General features: G+C 63.7%; 22 protein-coding genes. 15 read left to right on the top strand and 7 right to left on the bottom strand.

Annotated features, from left to right (window positions below):
* Positions 1-5 precede the first annotated feature (5 nt).
* A complete protein-coding gene (locus CJO11_RS13260; protein WP_169829133.1) occupies positions 6-173 on the bottom strand; it encodes a hypothetical protein in 168 nt (55 codons plus the stop codon).
* A gap of 123 nt (positions 174-296) precedes the next feature.
* Between CJO11_RS13260 and CJO11_RS04280 the strand changes: the two genes are divergently transcribed.
* The gene (locus CJO11_RS04280; RefSeq protein ID WP_095013209.1) at positions 297-746 is read left to right on the top strand and encodes a PaaI family thioesterase; all 450 of its coding nucleotides are present in this window, start codon (positions 297-299) and stop codon (positions 744-746) included.
* Positions 739-1,137, top strand: coding sequence for a PaaI family thioesterase (locus CJO11_RS04285; protein ID WP_095011604.1), 399 nt, complete (start codon positions 739-741; stop codon positions 1,135-1,137). The genes CJO11_RS04280 and CJO11_RS04285 overlap by 8 nt, the downstream gene beginning before the upstream one ends.
* A gap of 2 nt (positions 1,138-1,139) precedes the next feature.
* Here CJO11_RS04285 and CJO11_RS04290 read toward each other — a convergent pair whose 3' ends face one another.
* The 4 genes from CJO11_RS04290 to CJO11_RS04305 form a co-directional block, all read right to left on the bottom strand.
* Positions 1,140-3,299 carry a transglycosylase domain-containing protein gene (locus CJO11_RS04290; RefSeq protein WP_095011605.1) on the bottom strand — a complete coding sequence of 720 codons (2,160 nt, stop codon included), beginning with the start codon at positions 3,297-3,299 and terminating at the stop codon, positions 1,140-1,142.
* Between the two features lie 88 nt (positions 3,300-3,387).
* The gene (locus CJO11_RS04295) at positions 3,388-4,167 is read right to left on the bottom strand and encodes a leishmanolysin-related zinc metalloendopeptidase (RefSeq protein ID WP_150124974.1); all 780 of its coding nucleotides are present in this window, start codon (positions 4,165-4,167) and stop codon (positions 3,388-3,390) included.
* Positions 4,168-4,586: 419 nt separating this feature from the next.
* Positions 4,587-5,576, bottom strand: a complete 990-nt coding sequence (cobS, locus tag CJO11_RS04300) for a cobaltochelatase subunit CobS (RefSeq protein WP_095011607.1) — start codon at positions 5,574-5,576, stop codon at positions 4,587-4,589.
* Positions 5,577-5,658: 82 nt separating this feature from the next.
* The gene (locus CJO11_RS04305) at positions 5,659-6,345 is read right to left on the bottom strand and encodes a winged helix-turn-helix transcriptional regulator (RefSeq protein WP_095011608.1); all 687 of its coding nucleotides are present in this window, start codon (positions 6,343-6,345) and stop codon (positions 5,659-5,661) included.
* A gap of 73 nt (positions 6,346-6,418) precedes the next feature.
* On the opposite strand from CJO11_RS04305, the gene CJO11_RS04310 reads away from it, so the two are divergent.
* From CJO11_RS04310 to CJO11_RS04330, 5 genes are read left to right on the top strand one after another with little or no spacing between them, the layout of a single operon-like run.
* On the top strand, positions 6,419-7,222 hold the full coding sequence (locus CJO11_RS04310; protein ID WP_095011609.1) for a VOC family protein: 804 nt from the start codon (positions 6,419-6,421) through the stop codon (positions 7,220-7,222).
* Between the two features lie 5 nt (positions 7,223-7,227).
* A complete protein-coding gene (locus CJO11_RS04315) occupies positions 7,228-7,707 on the top strand; it encodes a VOC family protein (protein ID WP_095011610.1) in 480 nt (159 codons plus the stop codon).
* Positions 7,708-7,710: 3 nt separating this feature from the next.
* Complete coding sequence (locus CJO11_RS04320; RefSeq protein ID WP_095011611.1) at positions 7,711-8,385, top strand: dihydrofolate reductase family protein; 675 nt, start codon at positions 7,711-7,713, stop codon at positions 8,383-8,385.
* Positions 8,385-8,864, top strand: coding sequence for a GFA family protein (locus tag CJO11_RS04325; protein ID WP_095011612.1), 480 nt, complete (start codon positions 8,385-8,387; stop codon positions 8,862-8,864). The genes CJO11_RS04320 and CJO11_RS04325 overlap by 1 nt, the downstream gene beginning before the upstream one ends.
* A 1-nt stretch (position 8,865) precedes the next feature.
* Positions 8,866-9,492, top strand: a complete 627-nt coding sequence (locus CJO11_RS04330) for a glutathione S-transferase family protein (RefSeq protein WP_095011613.1) — start codon at positions 8,866-8,868, stop codon at positions 9,490-9,492.
* On the opposite strand, the gene CJO11_RS04335 is transcribed toward CJO11_RS04330, so the two are convergent.
* A complete protein-coding gene (locus tag CJO11_RS04335) occupies positions 9,489-10,079 on the bottom strand; it encodes a J domain-containing protein (RefSeq protein WP_095013210.1) in 591 nt (196 codons plus the stop codon). The two genes, CJO11_RS04330 and CJO11_RS04335, sit on opposite strands and share 4 nt — an antisense overlap.
* A gap of 53 nt (positions 10,080-10,132) precedes the next feature.
* Between CJO11_RS04335 and CJO11_RS04340 the strand changes: the two genes are divergently transcribed.
* The 4 genes from CJO11_RS04340 to CJO11_RS04355 are packed head-to-tail and all read left to right on the top strand — an operon-like array spanning position 10,133 to position 13,000.
* Positions 10,133-10,411: a BolA family protein gene (locus tag CJO11_RS04340; RefSeq protein WP_095011614.1), complete on the top strand. Its 279-nt coding sequence runs from the start codon at positions 10,133-10,135 to the stop codon at positions 10,409-10,411.
* Positions 10,405-11,292, top strand: a complete 888-nt coding sequence (locus CJO11_RS04345) for a pirin family protein (RefSeq protein WP_095011615.1) — start codon at positions 10,405-10,407, stop codon at positions 11,290-11,292. Before CJO11_RS04340 ends, CJO11_RS04345 begins: the two co-directional genes overlap by 7 nt.
* Positions 11,289-12,101: an SDR family NAD(P)-dependent oxidoreductase gene (locus tag CJO11_RS04350; protein WP_095011616.1), complete on the top strand. Its 813-nt coding sequence runs from the start codon at positions 11,289-11,291 to the stop codon at positions 12,099-12,101. The genes CJO11_RS04345 and CJO11_RS04350 overlap by 4 nt, the downstream gene beginning before the upstream one ends.
* A 2-nt stretch (positions 12,102-12,103) precedes the next feature.
* Entirely contained in the window at positions 12,104-13,000 is an 897-nt protein-coding gene (locus CJO11_RS04355) for an alpha/beta fold hydrolase (protein ID WP_095011617.1), read from the top strand.
* 1,293 nt (positions 13,001-14,293) lie between these two features.
* Here CJO11_RS04355 and CJO11_RS04365 read toward each other — a convergent pair.
* Positions 14,294-15,391 carry a DUF2332 domain-containing protein gene (locus CJO11_RS04365; RefSeq protein ID WP_095011619.1) on the bottom strand — a complete coding sequence of 366 codons (1,098 nt, stop codon included), beginning with the start codon at positions 15,389-15,391 and terminating at the stop codon, positions 14,294-14,296.
* Positions 15,392-15,434: 43 nt separating this feature from the next.
* Between CJO11_RS04365 and hisG the strand changes: the two genes are divergently transcribed.
* Genes hisG through thiL form a run of 4 tightly spaced genes read left to right on the top strand, consistent with a single transcriptional unit; the run spans position 15,435 to position 18,704 of the window.
* The gene (gene hisG, locus CJO11_RS04370) at positions 15,435-16,076 is read left to right on the top strand and encodes an ATP phosphoribosyltransferase (RefSeq protein WP_095011620.1); all 642 of its coding nucleotides are present in this window, start codon (positions 15,435-15,437) and stop codon (positions 16,074-16,076) included.
* Entirely contained in the window at positions 16,073-17,362 is a 1,290-nt protein-coding gene (hisD, locus tag CJO11_RS04375) for a histidinol dehydrogenase (RefSeq protein WP_095011621.1), read from the top strand. The genes hisG and hisD overlap by 4 nt, the downstream gene beginning before the upstream one ends.
* Positions 17,359-17,823, top strand: coding sequence for a transcription antitermination factor NusB (gene nusB, locus CJO11_RS04380; protein ID WP_095011622.1), 465 nt, complete (start codon positions 17,359-17,361; stop codon positions 17,821-17,823). Before hisD ends, nusB begins: the two co-directional genes overlap by 4 nt.
* Positions 17,820-18,704, top strand: coding sequence for a thiamine-phosphate kinase (gene thiL, locus CJO11_RS04385; protein ID WP_095013211.1), 885 nt, complete (start codon positions 17,820-17,822; stop codon positions 18,702-18,704). Before nusB ends, thiL begins: the two co-directional genes overlap by 4 nt.
* The last annotated feature ends 123 nt before the right edge of the window (positions 18,705-18,827 follow it).

Genomic DNA, 18,827 nt, shown 5'->3' on the forward strand with positions numbered 1-18,827 from the left:
CCCGGTCAGAGCCCGAGCAGTGCGAGCCCGTTGCTCTGTTCGTAGAGGTAGACCATCAGGATCACGAGGCGGTCATCGGTGTACGATGTCGAAAAGTGCGACAGGCTACCGAAGATTCCGGTCATGGTTTCAAGGCTGGGCAAGCTGGCAAGCTCGATCGTCGGCAAGTTCATGGGCAAGTCTCCCTCGATGGGCGCGACCCCTTCGCACCCGGCTGGCGAACCCTGCCGAGCGTTGTTCCCGTTTCGAAATTAAATTGTTGTAATATCCCCCTACGCCCGCCACCCATGCCGCCGATGGCCAGTTTCCCGGAAACCTTCGATCCGAAATACCTGTCGCACTACGTCATGCGCAGGGCCCATCCCGGTTGGCTGGGGATGCGTTACGTCGACAGCGGTGAAGATTGGGTTGAACTCGAGCTGCCCTGGCGTGCGGACCTGGTGGGCGACGAAGAGCGCCCGGTGCTCGCCTCGGGCCCGATCGTCAGCCTGATGGACATGGCCTCGGGCATGGCGATCTGGACCGCCAACCGGGTGTTCAAGCCCGTCGCAACGCTCGACCTCAGGGTCGACTACATGCGCCCAGCAAAGGAACGGAATTCGGTGTTCGGCCGGGTTCGGTGCTATCGCCGCACCCGCTCCGCCGCGTTCGTCAACGGGATCGCGCACGACGGCGATCCGGACGATCCGGTTGCGCACATCGCGGGCGTGTTCATGTACATCAAGGCGGAGGGGATCATTGGCTGAATTGCTGACCGCCTACGCCCGCTCGCTCGGCATATCAGTGGATGACGATGCCGGCGAGACCCCGGTTCTGCGGCTCGAATTTTCTCACGATATCGAGGGGCGCCCCGGCGCGCTTCACGGCGGGGCAACCGCTGGCCTGCTTGAAACCGCAGGCTATGCTGCGCTTCGGACCGAACTCGAGCGGCGCAAACGCGTCCACCTGCTCAAACCGATCAACATCACGGTCGAATATCTCTCCGCCGGATTGCCGAAGACCAGCTTCGCGCAAGGGCGGATCGTGCGGCTTGGACGGCGCAATGCCAACCTGACGGTCGAGGCCTGGCAGGACGATCGTAAGCGCCTCATTGCGACCGCAGTGATGAATATCCTGATGGTGTCCGAAGGCGAATGAGCTCAGTTGCCGCCCGAGGGCGGAGCGGCGTTCGCATCTGTGGGCTGGCCGGGCGAAACCTTGAGCCCGTTCTGGTCCAGGCGCAGGTCGATTGGAATGCCGTTGACCTGTGTAGAAACCGTCACTCCATCCTGCCCGACCTGCAGCCGCGATCCCTTGTCGTCGAGCGGGATATCCTTGAGCTCCGGCACATCCATCGGCTTGATCGGCCCGCCCGGATCGGTGCTGGCGGTCGGTTGGGGCGCCGGCGCAGGAGCGGGGCCGCGCAGCGCCGAGACCATGAAATCGTGCCAGATGCGTGCCGGGATCCCGCCGCCATGGATGCCCTTGAGCGGGGTGTTGTCGTCGTTGCCGACCCACACGCCCACCACCAGGTCCCCGGCGAAGCCCACGAATAGCGCGTCGCGGTTGTCTTGTGTGGTGCCGGTCTTGCCGTAGTTCGGGACGGACAGCATCGCTGCACGCCCGGTTCCGTTGTTGATGGTCGCGCGCAACAATTGCTCGATCTCTGCATGGTTCTTGGCCGAAAAGCTGTGCCGCTTGCTCCAGTTCCACGCCTGCACAAGCCAGCCACCCTGCGATTGCACGAAGGCGTGGGGCTCCACCGGAAAGCTATTGCCAGCCACTCCCGCATAGGCGGCAGTAAGCTGCATCAGCGTGGTCGATGCGGTGCCGAGGGCAAGGCTGGGATCGCCAGCCGGCATCGGCCCGGTCATGCCCAGATCGCGCGCCATCGCGATTACCTTGTCGCTGCCCACGGTCTTGAACAACCGGACTGCGGCTACGTTGCTCGAGTGTGCGAAGGCGTCCTCGAGCGAAATCGTCTTCGAGTAATTCCCTCCGGCATTCTGCGGGCGATAGCTGCCTTCGGTGATCGGCATGTTGTCGATCCGGTCATCCGGCGTCATGCCCGAGCGCAGGGCGGCAAGGTAGACGAACAGCTTGAAGGTAGAACCGGGCTGGCGCTTGGCCTGCGTTGCGCGGTTGAATGGCGACTTTTCGTAGTCCTTGCCGCCAATCATTGCCACGACTTCGCCGTTGGGGCGCATAGCTACCAGCGCGACTTGCGCCTTGCCGACCGGTGCCCGCTCGACCACCCGGCGGGCGATCGACTGGAGCCGCGCGTCGAGCGTGGTGGTCAAAGTGACGTGCGAATAGCCCTGGGGGGTCATCTGGCGCGCCTGGGGCAGCGCCCAGTCGGCAAAGTAAGTGCCGGTCGGCAAATCGGGCCGGTTGCGGACGTGCAATTTGGGCGGACGGATCCGCGCAGCTTGCGCCCTGGTGATCATCCCTGTCTCGACTTCGGCCTGGACGACCATCTTCATCCGGTTGGCGGCCCGCTGGTAGTGCTTGGTCGGCGCATAGGCGGAAGGAGCCTGCACCAGCCCGGCGAGCATCGCCGCTTGCGACCGGGTGAGGTCTTCGGGTTCGCGCGAGAAATAGTGCAGCGAGGCAGCGCGAAGGCCGTAGGCATTGTCTCCGAAATAGGCGTTCGAGAGATACCGCTCGAGGATCTGGTCCTTGCTCAGCCATGCCTCCAGCCAGAACGCGATCAGCATCTCGCGCGCCTTGCGGCCCAGCGTCTGGCGCGGGGTGAGGAAAGTGAACTTGGCGAGCTGCTGGGTGATCGTGCTGCCGCCTTCGGTCCGGTTGCTGGTGAGGTTCGACCATGCAGCGCGGGCGATCCCACGCGGATCAATCCCCCAGTGGCTGTAGAACCGGCGGTCCTCGATCGCGACGAACGACTGTGGCACGTATTTCGGGAGCTTTGCTATCTCGACCGGCTTGTCGATATTCGCGCCATTGCGCGCAATCGGCGTTCCGTTCGATGCAAGTAGCGTCAGTTGCGGCGGGGCGATCGGCTGGAGCGACTTGGACAGCGGCGCGGTAACCGCCAGCCACGCGACCAGCACGATGAACAGGCCGATGAGCCCGGCCACGATCCGCACCGCCCACCGTAGCTTGCCGCGCCCCTTGCGAGCGGGAGCAAGATCATCGTCGGACAGCGGCGCGGCGCGATCGAGCCGATGGTCCCACTCATCGAACTGCGCGTCGTCGAGCGGCCCGTCGCCGTAGGAATCGTGGAGGGCGAAATAGCCGCGGTGCCCGTCGCCTTCGCGACCGGCACGCCCCTGCTTCTTCCATGAATCGAACGGCGACATCACTACTGTATTATCAAGACAATACAGTTAGCGCTAGCCGATATGTGCTGAACCCCGGCTGACGCAATTCAACACGTCCGCTCCCGAATCAGAGGACGATCTCTAAGGCCTGTCCGTCAGCAACCGAGAGATAATCGGCTGCCAGTTCGTAGCCGAGATCGCCATACGACGCTGCGGTCATGTGCGACAGGTAATCGACGTTGTTGATATACCCCGTCATGATCTCGTTGCCGTAGGTCGCCTCGTCCCAGTGCGATCCGGCAGTACCGCTTCCGCCATCGGTCTCGACATAGATTTTGGTTGTGCCGAACTGGATATTTGATTGCGCCTTCGCCAGCGTGCCGGTGAACAAGTTGTTCGTATCGACCAGCCCGAGCATGTCCCAGATCGAACCGAAGCCGAGGCTGTGGCCCATTTCGTGGAACACGATGTCGTCGAACAGGCCGAGTGCATTGAAGTCGTTCGCGTCGGCCACGTCGAACTGCATGATCGCGGTCGCCGGAAGCGAGCCTTGCGTGCGGACCGATGTCGGGCCCGCCTGGCCGAGAATACCGCCGGTCCCGTCGATCGCTGTGATTTCCGCCTGGATAACGATATCGTCGACCGTCCGCGGCTTCCCGGCGCCGATCACCTTCACATCGGCAACATCGCCAGCGATCAGCTGCGAATAGAAGTCCGCAGCGCGCTCGAAAATATTGACCAGTTCCTGTGTCCAGCCATCGCCGGTGAACTCGATCGTGATGTTGTAAGCGCCGTCGGCACCGCTGGTATACGACGCGGGCGGCGTATAGCCACCGCCACCACCACCGCCACCGCCACCGCCGGGCTTACCGCCTCCGCCGCCGTTGCCGCCTTTTGCGGCCGACATGTCGACACCGACATCCGCGGTATGGATTACATGGGTCAAGTCGATGCCCAACACTTGCGGCGTAGTATGCGGCAGGACGAAATCGGGCAGCCCTCCACCCCGGCTGACTAGCGTTCCCTGGGCGTGCTCATTGGTGTCCCGAATCTCCCGGGCCAAATCGAAATTGCGCATTGGTATCCCCCCTTTGCTCAACTTTCGTACGGACGCGCATATGGCGCGAATGTCGCACAAGCCTACGCCTGAAGGGAATGAATGCAACCTACCCGGTAGTTCGGCTGGTCGTCATTTCGACACGATTCGCAGGCGAAACTTAACCATAACAGCAGGTTAAGCACGAATGTGCCGCAATAGAACGAGCGCAAGAATGTAGTTCCGTCACCCTTACCGGCCATGAGGCGTAACCCTTGAGCTACCTTCGGTCAGTTCTTGGCGACCACGCTTTCGGGCAGGTCCACGCCGAACACGCGCTGGTAGTATTCGGCCACCAGCACTCGCTCGGCCTCGTCACACTTGTTGAGGAACGACAGGCGGAAGGCGAACCCGATATCGTTGAAGATTGCCGCGTTCTGCGCCCAAGTGATCACCGTGCGCGGGCTCATCACGGTCGAGATATCGCCGTTGATAAACCCCTGCCGCGTGAGATCGGCGACCTTGATCATGTCGGCGATGGTCTTGGCATCGGTGTCGGGATTCTTGGCCGCGACGATCTCCTGCTCGGTCTCGGCGGGCAGGTAGTTGAGGCCGACGACGATGTTCCAGCGGTCCATCTGCCCCTGGTTGATCGCCTGCGTGCCGTGATAGAGCCCGCTGGTATCGCCCAGCCCCACCGTGTTGGCGGTCGCGAACAGGCGGAAATGGGGATCGGGCCGGATCACCCGATTCTGGTCGAGCAGGGTCAGCTTGCCTTGCTGCTCGAGCACGCGTTGGATCACGAACATCACGTCCGGGCGGCCGGCGTCGTATTCGTCGAACACCAGCGCAACCGGGTGCTGCAGCGCCCACGGCAGCAGCCCTTCGCGGAATTCGGTGACCTGCAGCCCATCGCGCAGCACGATCGCATCGCGGCCGACGAGGTCGATGCGGCTGATGTGCGCATCGAGGTTGATGCGGATGCACGGCCAATTGAGCCGCGCGGCGACCTGCTCGATGTGGGTCGACTTGCCGGTGCCGTGATAGCCCTGGATCATAACCCGCCGGTCGTGCGCAAACCCCGCCAGGATCGCGAGTGTCGTATCCGGATCGAACACGTAGTTCTCGTCGAGGTCGGGCACGCGCTGGTCGGCCTTGCTGAATGCGGGCACCGTCCAGTCGACATCGATGCCGAAAGTCTCGCGCACGCTGACTTCGGTGTCAGGTGCGGGCAGGATGGTCTTGTGGGAAGTGTCGAGCGCGTCGGTCATGTCATTCATCTCGCCCGGGGACTAGACGCGGGCGTCGCTCCTCGCAAGCGCGATGCGCTGGCATTTTTGCTGTTGGCCGCCCAAGCGGAGTTCAGGATGTCAGCCGGTCTGGAAAGCGGAAGCGTTGCGCAGCCGCTCTCGCGAGAGCGGCATCTCCGCGAACGGTCGGCGCCCCGAACACGCCCTGCGGTGGGCTCTCGCGATAGAATGCGGCGAGGATCGGCATCGGATCGGGTGCCGAAACCACCGCCTGTGCCTCGGCAAAGTCGCCGCGCGAAACCTCCATCGTCTCTCCCAGACGGGCGAGAAAGCGCGCTCCGCCGATCTCGAAGCCAAGCATGATTTCCTCGCTGGCCGAAGTGCCGCAATAGTTTCCCTTGAGAGACAGCAGTGCTGCCACAGGCGATGTGCCGATCGAAGGATCGTGTGCGCGGGCCGCCAAGCCCCAACGGCACAGCGCGAGGAGCGCCGGCTCAGCAGCCCGGCCCCATTCGGTCAGCGCATAGAATTGCGCCGCAGCGGGTTCAGTGATTTCCTGCCGTTCGACTACTTCGTTGGCGATCAGGCTTTCGAGCCGCTCGGTCAGCACCCGGGCGCTGATCTTCGGCAGCGCGTGACGCAATTGCGAAAATCGCCGCGGACCCAGCAGCAGCTCGCGCACAATCAACATCGCCCAGCGTTCGCCAAGAACCTCGAGCGCAAAGGCCGCGCCGCAGGCATCGCCGTACCACCGACCGTGAGTGGACTCCGCGATCTTAGTATTGTTCTGTAACTTCATAGTTGTTTTTTGTAACTCTTACGCGCAACGTTCGCAAGCGTCGATTCGCAACTGGGAACGAGGAGAGCCAGCAATGGGAGACGATCGCGGAGCATTCATCTGGTACGAACTGATGACCCCGGATCCCGCCGGAGCCAAGGCATTCTACGACGCCGTTGTCGGGTGGGATATCGATGCCGAGAATTCGGTTCCAGACGGCACAATGGACTACCGTATGATCAATCGCAGTGACGGCGGTTTTGCGGGTGGCGTCCTCGGAATCACGCAGGAGATGAACGACCACGGTGCGAGAGCTGGCTGGTTCGGATATGTCCATGTGCTCGATGTCGACGCGGCGGCGTGTGCGGTCACTGACGCTGGCGGCACGATCCAGATGGGACCGATGGATATGGCAGGCGTGGGCCGGATGGCGATGGTCGCCGACCCACAAGGCGCACCGCTCTACCTGATGACTCCCACCCCGCCACCCGACAATCCCGACGCGGAAAGCGACGTCTGGGCTGAGAATGAACCGCAGCGGTGCGCCTGGAACGAACTGGCGACCGCCGATCCGTCCGCTGCAATCGAACTCTACACCGCCCTGTTCGGCTGGTCGCTGCCAGAGCCTATGGATATGGGGCCGATGGGCAAGTACCAGTTCATCGCCCACGATGGCATGACCATCGGTGCGATCTTCGGCAAGCCCGAAACGATGCCGGATCCAGCGTGGACCTACTACTTCCGCGTACCTTCGATTACGGCCGCGATTTACGAGATTGCCAAGGGTGGTGGCCAGGTCACGACTGGGCCGCACGAGGTGCCCGGCGGAGATCACATCGTGCAGGGAATCGACCCGCAGGGAGCTCCGTTCGCCTTGGTCGGCGCGCTCAAGGAGTAACCGCGATGACCGCAAAGAACACCATCTGCCTCTGGTTCGACCGCGACGCGCTGGAAGCCGCGCAGTTTTACGCCGAGACCTTTCCCGAAAGCGAAGTGACCGGCGTTCACCGGGCCCCCGCCGACTTTCCCGACGGCAAGGCGGGAGACGTTTTGACGGTTGAGTTCACGGTGTTCGGCGTGCCGTGTCTCGGGCTCAATGGCGGCAAGGCGTTTCCGCAGACCGAAGCATTCAGTTTCCAGATCGCAACCGACGATCAGGCCGAAACCGACCGCTACTGGAACGCGATCGTCGCCAATGGCGGCGCGGAAAGCGCATGCGGCTGGTGCAAGGACAAGTGGGGACTCAATTGGCAGATCACCCCGCGCACGCTTACAGAAGCGCTGGCCGCAGGAGGCGACGAAGCGAAGCGCGCCTTCGAAGCGATGATGACAATGGGCAAGATCGACGTGGCCGCGATCGAGGCGGCGCGAAGAGGAGGCTGAGCCATGACGCGCAAGATCACCGGAGCCGCATTCCTCTCGCTCGACGGTGTGATGCAGGCCCCGGGCGGGCCAAGCGAGGATTCCACCGGCGGCTTCGACCAGGGCGGCTGGGTGTTCAAGGCGTGGGACGACGAAATCGGCGAGACGATCGGATCGCTGTTCGCTGGCGAATATGACCTGCTATTGGGGCGGCGAACCTACGATATCTTCGCTGCCTACTGGCCCTATGTCGAAGGCGATGAGGCGTCGATGGGAGAGGCCTTCACCCGCGCAGGAAAGCATGTGCTGACCCGTCGCAATGCTCCGCTGGAATGGGTCAATAGCCACAAACTCTCCGGCATCGACGAAGTCGCGACACTCAAGCAGAGCGAAGGCCCCGACCTCATCATCCAGGGATCGAGCACGATCTATCCCGGCCTTCTCGCCGCCGGATTGCTCGACAAGCTGATCCTGATGACCTTTCCCGTCACGCTGGGCCATGGCAAACGTCTGTTCGGCGAAGGTACGCCGCCCGCGATGCTCGAAATGGTCGATCACAAGGTCACCGCCAAAGGCAGCGTGATCGCCACCTATGTGCCTGCCGGGCCGCTCCCGCCCTACCCGCCGTTCGGCCCTGAGCCGAGTAAGAGCGAACGCGAGGCGGAACGGCAGCAGGCAATGAAGGAAGGAACCTGGTGATGGCTCAACACGAAGGAGGATGTGCGTGCCGCGCGGTCCGCTATCGCCTGACCGACGATCCGATCGTCGTACATTGCTGTCATTGTACCTGGTGCCAGCGCGAGACCGGCAGCGCATTCGCGGTCAACGCGGTGATCGAGGCTGACAGGGTCGAACTGATCTGCGGAAAGCCCGAACGGATCGACACGCCTTCGGCCAGCGGCAAGGGTCAACCGATATTCCGCTGCCCGAACTGCAAAGTCGCATTGTGGAGCCACTATGGCGGGGCTGGCGACAAGGCGAACTTCATCCGTGTCGGCACACTCGACGAACGCGCGGCCTGTCCGCCCGACGTTCACATCTTCACCGAAAGCAAGCAGCCGTGGGTCGTGATTCCGGACGGCGCGGAATCCTTCCCGGTGTTCTACTCGGGCAAGGACGTGGTGCGGATCTACGGCGAAGAAGGTGCCGCTCGCTGGCGGAAACTGAGGGAGGGCTGAAATGGCCGACTATACGTTCTACACCAACCCGATGAGCCGTGGGCAGATCGCGCGATGGGCATTGCACGAAGCAGGTGCCGACTACGACACCGTGCTGGTCGACTGGCAGGCCAAGCCCGCCGAATTCCTTGCCGCCAACCCGATGGGCAAGGTGCCGACGATCATCCACCACCACGGCTCGCACGATCACGTCGTCACCGAAGCGGCGGCGATCTGCCACTACCTCGCCGAAATGACCGCGCCCGAGCTCTTGCCGAACGCTGAAGAGAAGGCCGACTACTTCCGCTGGCTGTTCTTCGCAGCGGGGCCGCTCGAGCAGGCAGTGGTGGCAAACAGCATGGGCTGGGAAGTCGCTCCCGAGCGCGAGGGCATGGCTGGCTTCGGGACTTACGAACGGACGATCAACGCGATCGACGGTTGGCTGGGCGAACACGACTATGTCTGCGGCGACCGGTTCACGATGGCCGACGTCTATGTCGGCAGCGCAGTCGACTGGGGCCTGGCTTTCAAGTCGATCCCGACGCGCCCTTCGTTCGAAGCCTATGCAGCGCGGCTGCGCGAACGCGATGCCTACAAGGCGGCCAAGGCGATCGACATGCGGCTGATCGCCGAGGCGCAGAAGGCTTAGGAGAAGGCGGAGCTGCCTTTGAGGAGTTGGTAGGCCTCGACCACGCGGCCCAGCCGCGCCTCGTGGCTGCGGTCACCGCCATTGCGATCGGGGTGGTAGCGCCGCACCAATTCCGAATAGCGCCGCCGCAGCCCGCGCCGATCAACCGACGGCGACAAGTCCATCGCGTTCAAGGCTTCGCGTTCGCGCGGGGTAAACCGGGCATAGTGCGCGTTGGCATCGGCCCTGCGGCGGATATCCGCCGCCCGCGCCCCGATTGCTTCGAGCGGATCGTCGAAGTCGGCCCATCTCGGCACGCCGCCCGCTCCGCCATCGGCGCGGAATGCACGTGCGGTGCTCGAATTGCTCCACCCGGCACCCGGCGACTGCGCTTCCCAGATTTCTTCCGCGCTCATCCCTTCAAACCAGTCGTATTCGGAATTGAACTCGCGAACATGGTCGAGGCAGAACCAGCGCCATTCGCCCGGCCCGTCAAAACCGGCCGGCAGCACACCCGGCGCACGGTACTCGCCAGGTTCGTTGCAGCCGGTGGCATCGCAGGTGCGCCCGGTATCTTCGTGTCGTCCGTGGAATCGCGTTTCCCGCATTCGCACAAGGATGGGCATGGACATGACGCTTGTGAACCCCCAAATCGGCGGACATGACCGGTCCCTTGCAAAACGAAATGAACGACCTGCTGAATGCGGCGTTCACCCCCATCCGCCTCGAAGTCATCAATGACAGCGCCAAGCATCACGGCCATGCCGGTGACGACGGCAGTGGCGAATCGCACTTCACTGTCGTGATCGAATCCGAATCGTTCGTCGGAAAGTCGCGGCTCGAACGACAGCGGATGGTCAACGCCGCGCTGGGCGACATTCCCGGCCAACGAGTCCACGCGCTGGCTATCCGCGCCGTCGCACCGGGAGAAGCATGGTGAGCAATCTCGAAACGATCGCCCCCGTCACCCACGACCTCGGCGGGTTCAAGGTACGCCGCGCGATCCCGACCAAGGGCCGAACGATGGTCGGCCCGTTCATCTTCGTCGACGAGTTCGGCCCGGCCCGGCTCGACGTCGGTCAGGCGATGGACGTGCGCCCGCATCCACACATCAACCTCGCCACCGTCACCTGGCTGTTCGAAGGCGCGATCGACCACCGCGACAGCATCGGGAGCTTCGCGACGATCCGCCCCGGGCAAGTCAACCTGATGACCGCAGGCAGCGGGATCGTCCACTCGGAGCGCAGCCCGCAGGCGGAACGCGACGCAGGCCCGCGCCTGTACGGGATGCAGACCTGGCTCGCGCTGCCCGACGGGCGCGAGGAAATCGACCCGGCGTTCGAAGCGGTGCGGGACCTGCCCGTGGTCGAGGACGATTGCGCCAAGGCGATCGTCATCATGGGCAGCCTGTGGGGCAAGACCGCGCCGACCACGACTTACGCCGAAACGATCTATGCCGAGATCGTGCTTGCCCCCGGCGGCAGCCTTCCGATCGATGCCGAGGCGGACGAGCGCGCGGTGATGCTGGTCGGCGGCGAAGCGAGTATCGACGGGCAGTCGCTCGAACCGTTTGCACTGACCGTGCTGACCCCCGGCGCCGCGATGCGGCTATCGTCGGAGGCCGGCGGGCGCGTGATGCTGCTCGGCGGCGAAGCCTTCACGACCAAGCGCCACGTCTGGTGGAATTTCGTCAGTTCCAGCCGCGAGCGGATCAACCAGGCCAAGGACGACTGGCGCGCCGGGCGTTTCGCGCAGGTGCCCGGCGACAGCGACGAATTCATCCCCCTCCCCGACCGCCCCAACACAGTGAGCAACCCATGAGCTTTACCGACCAGACTGCTTGGATCACCGGCGCATCGAGCGGCATCGGCGCCGCGCTCGCCCGCGAATGGGCCGCACGTGGGGGGCACGTCATCCTCTCCGGGCGCGATGAAGCGCGGCTCGCCGCAGTGGCAGGCGACATATCTACCGACACGCTGGTGTTGCCGTTCGACGTGCGCGACGATGCGGCGCTGGCCGAAGCAACCAAGAAAGCACTCGAATGGAAAGGCGGCGTCGACCTCGCGGTCGCCAATGCCGGAATCTCGCAGCGTTCGGCAGCGGTCGAAACCGCAATGCAGGTCTATCGCGAGATCATCGAGGTCGACCTGATCGCCCAGATCGCCTTCGCCCAAGGCCTGATCGGCCCGATGACCGCGCGCGGCCGTGGCCACCTTGCGTTCATTTCCTCGATCGCGGGCAAGGTCGGGGTGCCGATGCGCACCGCCTATTCCGCCGCCAAGTTCGGCCTTGCGGGATATGGCGATGCGCTGCGCGGCGAACTGTCGCAGACCGGGGTGCAGGTCCACACGATCTACCCCGGCTCGATCCGCACCGACGTCAGCCGCAACGCGCTCACCGCCGACGGCTCGGCGCGTGGCAAGAGCGACAAGGCGATCGATGAAGGGATCGATCCGGCAGACGCGGCGAAGACAATGCTCGACGCCATCGCTGCCGGAACGCGCGAGATCATCGTTGCGCGCGGTTCGGAAGAGGCGCTGGGCGAGCTTCGCCGCACCCCCGATCAGTTGTTCGACCAGGTCGCGGCAATGGTCGCGCAAGGGTATATGGAGCGCCTCAAGGGAGAGTAGGCATGGAGATGAAGCGCGTTGCGCTCGCCAACGGGATCGAACTCGACGTGGTCGACGAAGGGCCGCGCGATGCGCCCGCGCTGATCTTCCTCCACGGCTTTCCCGAAAGCCACCGCACCTGGCGCAACCAGGTCGCGCATTTCTCCGATCGCTATCGCAGCATCGCACCCGACCAGCGCGGCTATCGCGGATCGTCGAAGCCGCAGGACGTCGAATCCTACACCACCGACAAGCTGATCGGCGATGTATTCCTGCTCGCCGATGCGCTGGGGGTCGATACCTTCACGGTGATCGGCCACGACTGGGGCGGCGCAATTGCCTGGGGCGTGGCGCTGGGCGGGCAGATGAATGGCCGGGTTATCCGCGCGGTGATCGCCAATGCGCCGCATCCGGCGGTGTTCCAGCGGCTGCTCTACACCAACCCCGTCCAGCGCGAGGCGAGCCAGTACATGCGTGGGTTCAGGGACACCGCGAACGATACGCTGGTGCGCGAGCACGGCCTCGCCGCGCTGTTGCAGCAGGAAATCAGGTGGGATCGCTCCGATGCGATGGAGCCGGAAGAGCGCGAAATGCTGCTGGCCGACTGGCAGGATCGCGAAGCTGCGTTCGGAATGCTCAACTGGTACCGCGGGGCGCAGATCGACGTGCCGCCGCTCGATGCACCTTACGAAATCCCGCAAGGTTGGGCGCCGCCGACGCTGCCGCCGCTGTCGATCCCCACGCTGGTGATCTGGGGCATGGACGATATTGCCCTGCCGCCTGAAAACCTTCTCGGCCTCGGCGACGTCGTCACCGACATGACATTGGTCGAAGTGCCGGGCTACGGCCACTTCGTGCCGTGGGAAGCGCCCGACGCGGTCAACGCTGCGATGGACGAATTCCTGGCGAAGACGGAATGAACTTTGGAAGCGGGTTCCCGGCTATCGAAACGACCGCTTTCGGAACGAGGCTCGTCCAGCCGGAACGACCGCCATGGGGTGGGAAGCGGACCTAACGCTTTGGGCGCTCCAAGAACTGAAACCATTTCGGCGGTTGCAGGTGAAGCGACAGCATTGCGCTAGGAATGCCGAGAAGCAGGCTTCCAAAGAATAGTAAGACTCCCAATCCGCCGCGGGGTTGATAATGCACAAGTGCTCCCCCGCAAGCGCCAGCAGCGAAAAACAGGGACCATCGTATGAGTTCAAGCTGCCGTGTCGTCATTTGCAGATGGTGGCAGGCCGCGACCTTGTCCGCAATCGGGTCGTTACCTGCTCGTCCGCTTTTGACCCCAGTCGCCGATTCGCTTGGTATTGAAGAAGTGATGTCATCCAATGACAACTAAACTCCTTAGGATGTGTCGGAAATTGCATCATGATTGATTTTGTAATAGATTTCTACATTTCAATTCACTGGGTATGGCGTAATTCGTACTCTCCTTTCTTGGGGATCAGATCTCGGGAAGAGGCGAGTCAGTTGAGTAAGAGGTTGTCAGCATCTATTTATAGCACATTTGTCTTATCTATTTGTTTTTCATCATATCTGCAAATAAGGCACCCAAATGTACTCCCTTTTCAGGGTAATTCGCCATACTTTAACGCACTATTCATCATGACTGCAATAGTGGTAATTGATTTGAAAATATATTACATGTTGAATTCGAAGAAAGATCGAGAATTAGAATTCGAAAGAAATAGCATTCTGTACAAGTACGCTTTATCTGCATCAGCTATATTAATATTCTGCGCTATGCCTGCAATATTACTATTTTTAATACTAGATAGCAAATGAATCACCTTCACGCATTACATAATCCAAAAATCAGACACGGCCCGACTTTGCCGTTCCTGCACTTCTGCTTGGACCGGTTCGGTCAACGTCGATCGCGGTTACACCGCCTTTAACGAGATTGATCAATTGGCATCAAGATCAGGCTCACACCCCCCTTGACTCACGTCCCGATTATTGGCGGGCGCCGTCAACAAGCCTCGGATAGAACCTGTCCTTCAGACGCTTCTTGTACCGGTCGGGCAACGGCTCGTTGATCCGGTCGTATGCGGCGGTTAAGCGCTCCCAATTCTCTGCTGCCGATTTCAGTCGATCGATTGAGCGACGTTTGGCTTTCGCCGCCTCCCGGTAGATTTCGGCCCATATGCTGACATTCCGTATTCGGGTCGATAGCAGAAAGTCTGCATCCCGCCGAAACACCCTAAGCGCTACTCGTCGATCCACTTGATCCATGCGCCGTGCGGGTGTGCTTGCGCCAGGAACGCTTCGCCCTCGCCGCCCGGCCAGTAGCGCACGCGCAGTTCGTGGCGGTGGGTGTCGCGGTTGGCCTCCAACGCGATCCATGCCAGTGGCTTGTCCGCGCTGGCCTCGGCCCCCGCCTCCTCCATCGCGGTGCGCACCCGCTCCTGCTGGTCCTTGGGCACGTATTGCCAGACGATCGAGTGCATCAGCACGCGAGTGGTGCCCGCCTCCTGCGGCTTGGCCAGTTCCGCCTCGACGAAATCGGCGGCGTTCATCTTGACGATGTCGGGCGCTTTCTCTGTCGCCGCAGCAATTGCCGCTTCCAGCCGGTCGAAGCGCACGGTGTGTTCGGGCCAGATATACGCCTTGAGCCGCAAGGCCTGTGCCGGATCGGTCAGGTCAACCGGGGTCACGTCGCAACCCTTGAGCGAGACGATCTCGATATCGCGCTGGGGAGGCGGATCGCCCTTCCACTCGGGCGCAAAACGCATCACCGGACTCGCCGGTCCGGTGGTCGTGCCGCCAAGGTCGTAGGCGTAGCGGTCCATCATCAGGTTGATCCCCGCGCTCGAGCCGATCTCGCGGCATTCGAAGCGCGGCGGCAAGCCCTTGCTCGCCAGCCACAGCATTGCAGCGGCAAAGTTGCTCGACCGGCCCGCTTCGTTGGTCTGCGGCGGCCCGGCGAGCCACGCCATCAGCGGCGCTTCGTGCGCGCGGATCGCATCGCCCACCAGCGCAACATCGTCGGCCGAAGGGCGTTCGTAAATTCCGCGCAGCTCGGGCTGCTGGCCTGACAGGTAAAGCGCATGGATCCCGCCCGCGACGCGCAGCGGCAGCGCATCGGCCAGCGGCGCGCCCTGCCACTTGCGGATCCGGTCGAGCAGCGCGCCGGGCGTATCGCTCTCGACCAGCTTGGCCACGGCTCCCACCACCCGCGCAGTAACCGGCGCGCCGGCGTGCTCACAATAGGCGACCTGGTTGGCGAAAGCCGTCTCCACCGCGCCCGGCCCGCTCGCGTCGATATCGACAAACTGATAGCTCGGCTTTTCGCCTTGATCGGCCATTGACGTTGCCCTTTCCACCTGCGCGCCCTAAGTGCGCCGCGCCATGTCCGTTCCGCTGACCTTCGCCGTCCCCAAGGGCCGTATCCTCGACGAGGCGCTGCCGCTGATGGCGCGCGCGGGCGTCGTGCCCGAAGCGGGCTTCCACGACAAGGCCAACCGTTCGCTTTCGTTCGCCTGCGACGACCCGGCGATGCGAGTGATCCGGGTGCGCGCGTTCGACGTCGCGACGTTCGTTGCGCACGGTGCGGCGCAGGTCGGGATCGTTGGCGCCGACGTGATCGAAGAATTCGACTATTCGGACCTCTACGCGCCGGTCGATCTCGACATCGGATATTGTCGCCTGTCGGTTGCCGAACCGGCTGACGGCGCGGCCTCGATCGACGGGGCGAGTCACGTGCGCGTCGCCACCAAGTACCCCAATCTCACCCGCCGCCACTTCGAAGTGCGCGGCGTACAAGCCGAATGCGTGAAGCTGAACGGCGCGATGGAGATCGCCCCGGCTCTGGGCCTCGCGGGCCGGATCGTCGACCTCGTATCCAGCGGGCAGACGCTGAAGGACAACGGGCTGGTCGAGGTTTCGACTATCATGGAGATCACTGCTCGGCTGATCGTCAACCGCGCGGCGCTCAAAACCGATCCGCGGGTTGCCGCGCTGGTCGACAGGTTCCGCGAGATCGCGGCATGAAGCGCCTGAAGATCAGCGACCCTGGTTTCGACGCAGCGTTCGCCGCGATTGTCGAGGACCGTCGCGAGAGCGCGGGCGATGTCGCGAGCGACGTCGCTGCGATCCTCGCGCGAGTGAAGGCCGAAGGCGATGCTGCTCTCGCTGAACTGACCGAGAAGTTCGACGCTCACCCGCTGGCGAGCGAAGCCGACTGGCGAATATCGCCCGAGGATTGCCGCGCGGCATACGACGCACTCGATCCGCAGCTGCGCGATGCGCTCGATCTCGCCGCCGAACGCATCCGCGCCTACCACGCTGCGCAAGTCCCCGCCGATCGCGACGAAGTCGATTCCGCAGGCGTCCGGCTCGGCGCGCGCTGGCGGCCGGTCGATGCCGCGGGGCTTTACGTTCCCGGCGGGCGCGCGGCCTATCCATCTTCGCTGCTGATGAACGCGATCCCCGCGAAGGTCGCCGGGGTCGAGCGGCTGGCTGTCGTCACCCCCACGCCCAACGGGCAGACCAACCCGTTGGTGCTTGCTGCAGCACATATCGCCGGGGTGGACGAGATCTGGCGCGTCGGCGGCGCGCAAGCGGTCGCCGCGCTCGCTTACGGCACGCAGCGGATCGCCCGGGTCGATGTGATCACCGGCCCGGGCAACGCGTGGGTCGCGGAGGCCAAGCGCCAGCTCTACGGTGTGGTGGGGATCGACATGGTTGCCGGCCCGAGCGAAATCCTCGTGATCGCCGACGGAGCGAACGATCCCGACTGGATCGCTGCCGACTTGCTCAGCCAGGCCGAGCATGACCCCGACGCGCAATCGATCCTCATCACCGACGATGCCGCGTTTGCCGACATGGTTGCAGCGGCAGTCGACGCGCAGTTGTCCAAGCTCGCGACCGAAAGCGTTGCACGGCCAAGCTGGAACGATCACGGTGTGATCGTGGTGGTCGAAAACCTCCAGCAGGCGATCCCGCTCGCCAACGCGCTCGCTGCCGAACACATCGAGCTGGCGATGGCCCAGCCCGAACCGTTCCTCGACGCAGTGCGCCACGCGGGCAGCGTGTTCATCGGGCGAATGGCACCCGAAGCGGTTGGCGATTACGTCGCCGGACCCAACCACGTGCTGCCCACTGGGCGGCGCGCGCGGTTCGCCAGCGGGCTGTCGGTGCTCGATTTCATGAAACGCACGAGCTTTATCGAGCTTAGCGACCAATCCTTCCGGCGGATCGGCCCTGCTGCTGCCGCGCTGGCCCATGCCGAAGGGCTGCCGGCGCACGCCAAATCGATCGAAGTGAGGCTCAAGTGAACACCCCCAAGCGCAGCCAGGCCCGCTCGGCCGCCCGCCTCGCCGCGGTCCAGGCGCTCTACCAGTTCCAGATGGAAGGCACCGCGACCGCCAAGCTGCTGGACGAGTTCCACCAGCACCGCCTTGGCGCGACGATCGACGACGAGGAGTTCGCCGACGCTGCCTACGCCGGGGCCGAGACCGATTTCTTCGACGATGTGGTGCGGGGCGTGATCGCGCGGCGGGAGGAGCTCGACGAACAGGTTTCCGCCAAGCTTGCCAGCGGGTGGACCGTGGCGCGGCTCGACAAGACGATGCTCCAGATCCTGCGCTGCGGCACCTACGAACTGCTCGCCCGACCCGACGTACCGGTGGCGAGCGCGATCAGCGAATACGTCGACGTCGCCAAGGCCTTCTTCGACGACCGCGAAGCCAAGTTCGTCAACGGCGTGCTCGACGCACTGGCCAAGGACGCGCGCTGAGCGGCGAGGCCGCCTTCATCGACACACTGCGGCAGATCGCCGCCGATCCCGCCGCACGCGGGCTGTTGGACGATTGCGCGGTGCTTTCGCTTGGCAGCGAAACGCTGGTGCTGACCCACGATATGATGGTCGAAGGCGTTCACTACCTGCCCGATCAGGACATGGCCGACGTCGCGTGGAAGTTGGTGGCGGTGAACCTGTCGGACCTCGCAGCCAAGGGCGCGCAGCCGCTCGGCGTGCTGCTCGGTTTCATGCTGGGCCAGGACGATGCGCGGTTCGCCGACGGCCTGGCTGAGGTCCTCAATGCCTACGACGTGCCCCTGCTCGGCGGGGATACCGTGTCCGGCGGGCCGCCGCACGCATTCGGGCTGACCGCTGTCGGCACCGCGACGCACACGCCGGTCCCGTCGCGAAGCGGCACCAGGCCGGGGGATGCGGTCTGGATCACCGGCCCGGTCGGCGCGGCGATGCTGGGGTTGGAGGCATTGCGGGATGCGAGTGGCAAAGACAGCACCGCTTATCGCCGCCCGGTGCCGCTCCTGTCGGCAGGACAAGCGCTTGCGCCGATTGCCAGCGCGATGATGGACGTTTCGGACGGCGTGCTGCTCGATGCGTCGCGGATGGCCGAGGCAAGCCGGGTCACGATCGCGATCAAAACCGCAGCCGTGCCGATCGCCACGCCCGAAGATCGCCGCTCCGAAGCGCTGCGCTGGGGTGAAGACTACCAGTTGCTGTTCACCGCGCCCGATGGCGTCCAGCCGCCCGTGCCGGCCCACCGGATCGGTGAAGTTGTGGACCGCCAGGACAGCGCGCTGCTGCTCGACGGCAAGCCTCCAAATCCGGATGAACGGCTCGGCTACCAGCACGGCTCTCAAAAGTAGTACCAATGAGCGGGGCACAGCCCCGGGTTTTGGGCTTGCGCCTCTTTGTCGCGCCCTTATACCCACGCCCCGAGCCGCGAGGTAACAGCCCGTGGCAGCAAACCGCATGATAATTGCAGGGGG

This window comes from Tsuneonella mangrovi, from assembly GCF_002269345.1.
GTDB lineage: Bacteria > Pseudomonadota > Alphaproteobacteria > Sphingomonadales > Sphingomonadaceae > Tsuneonella > Tsuneonella mangrovi.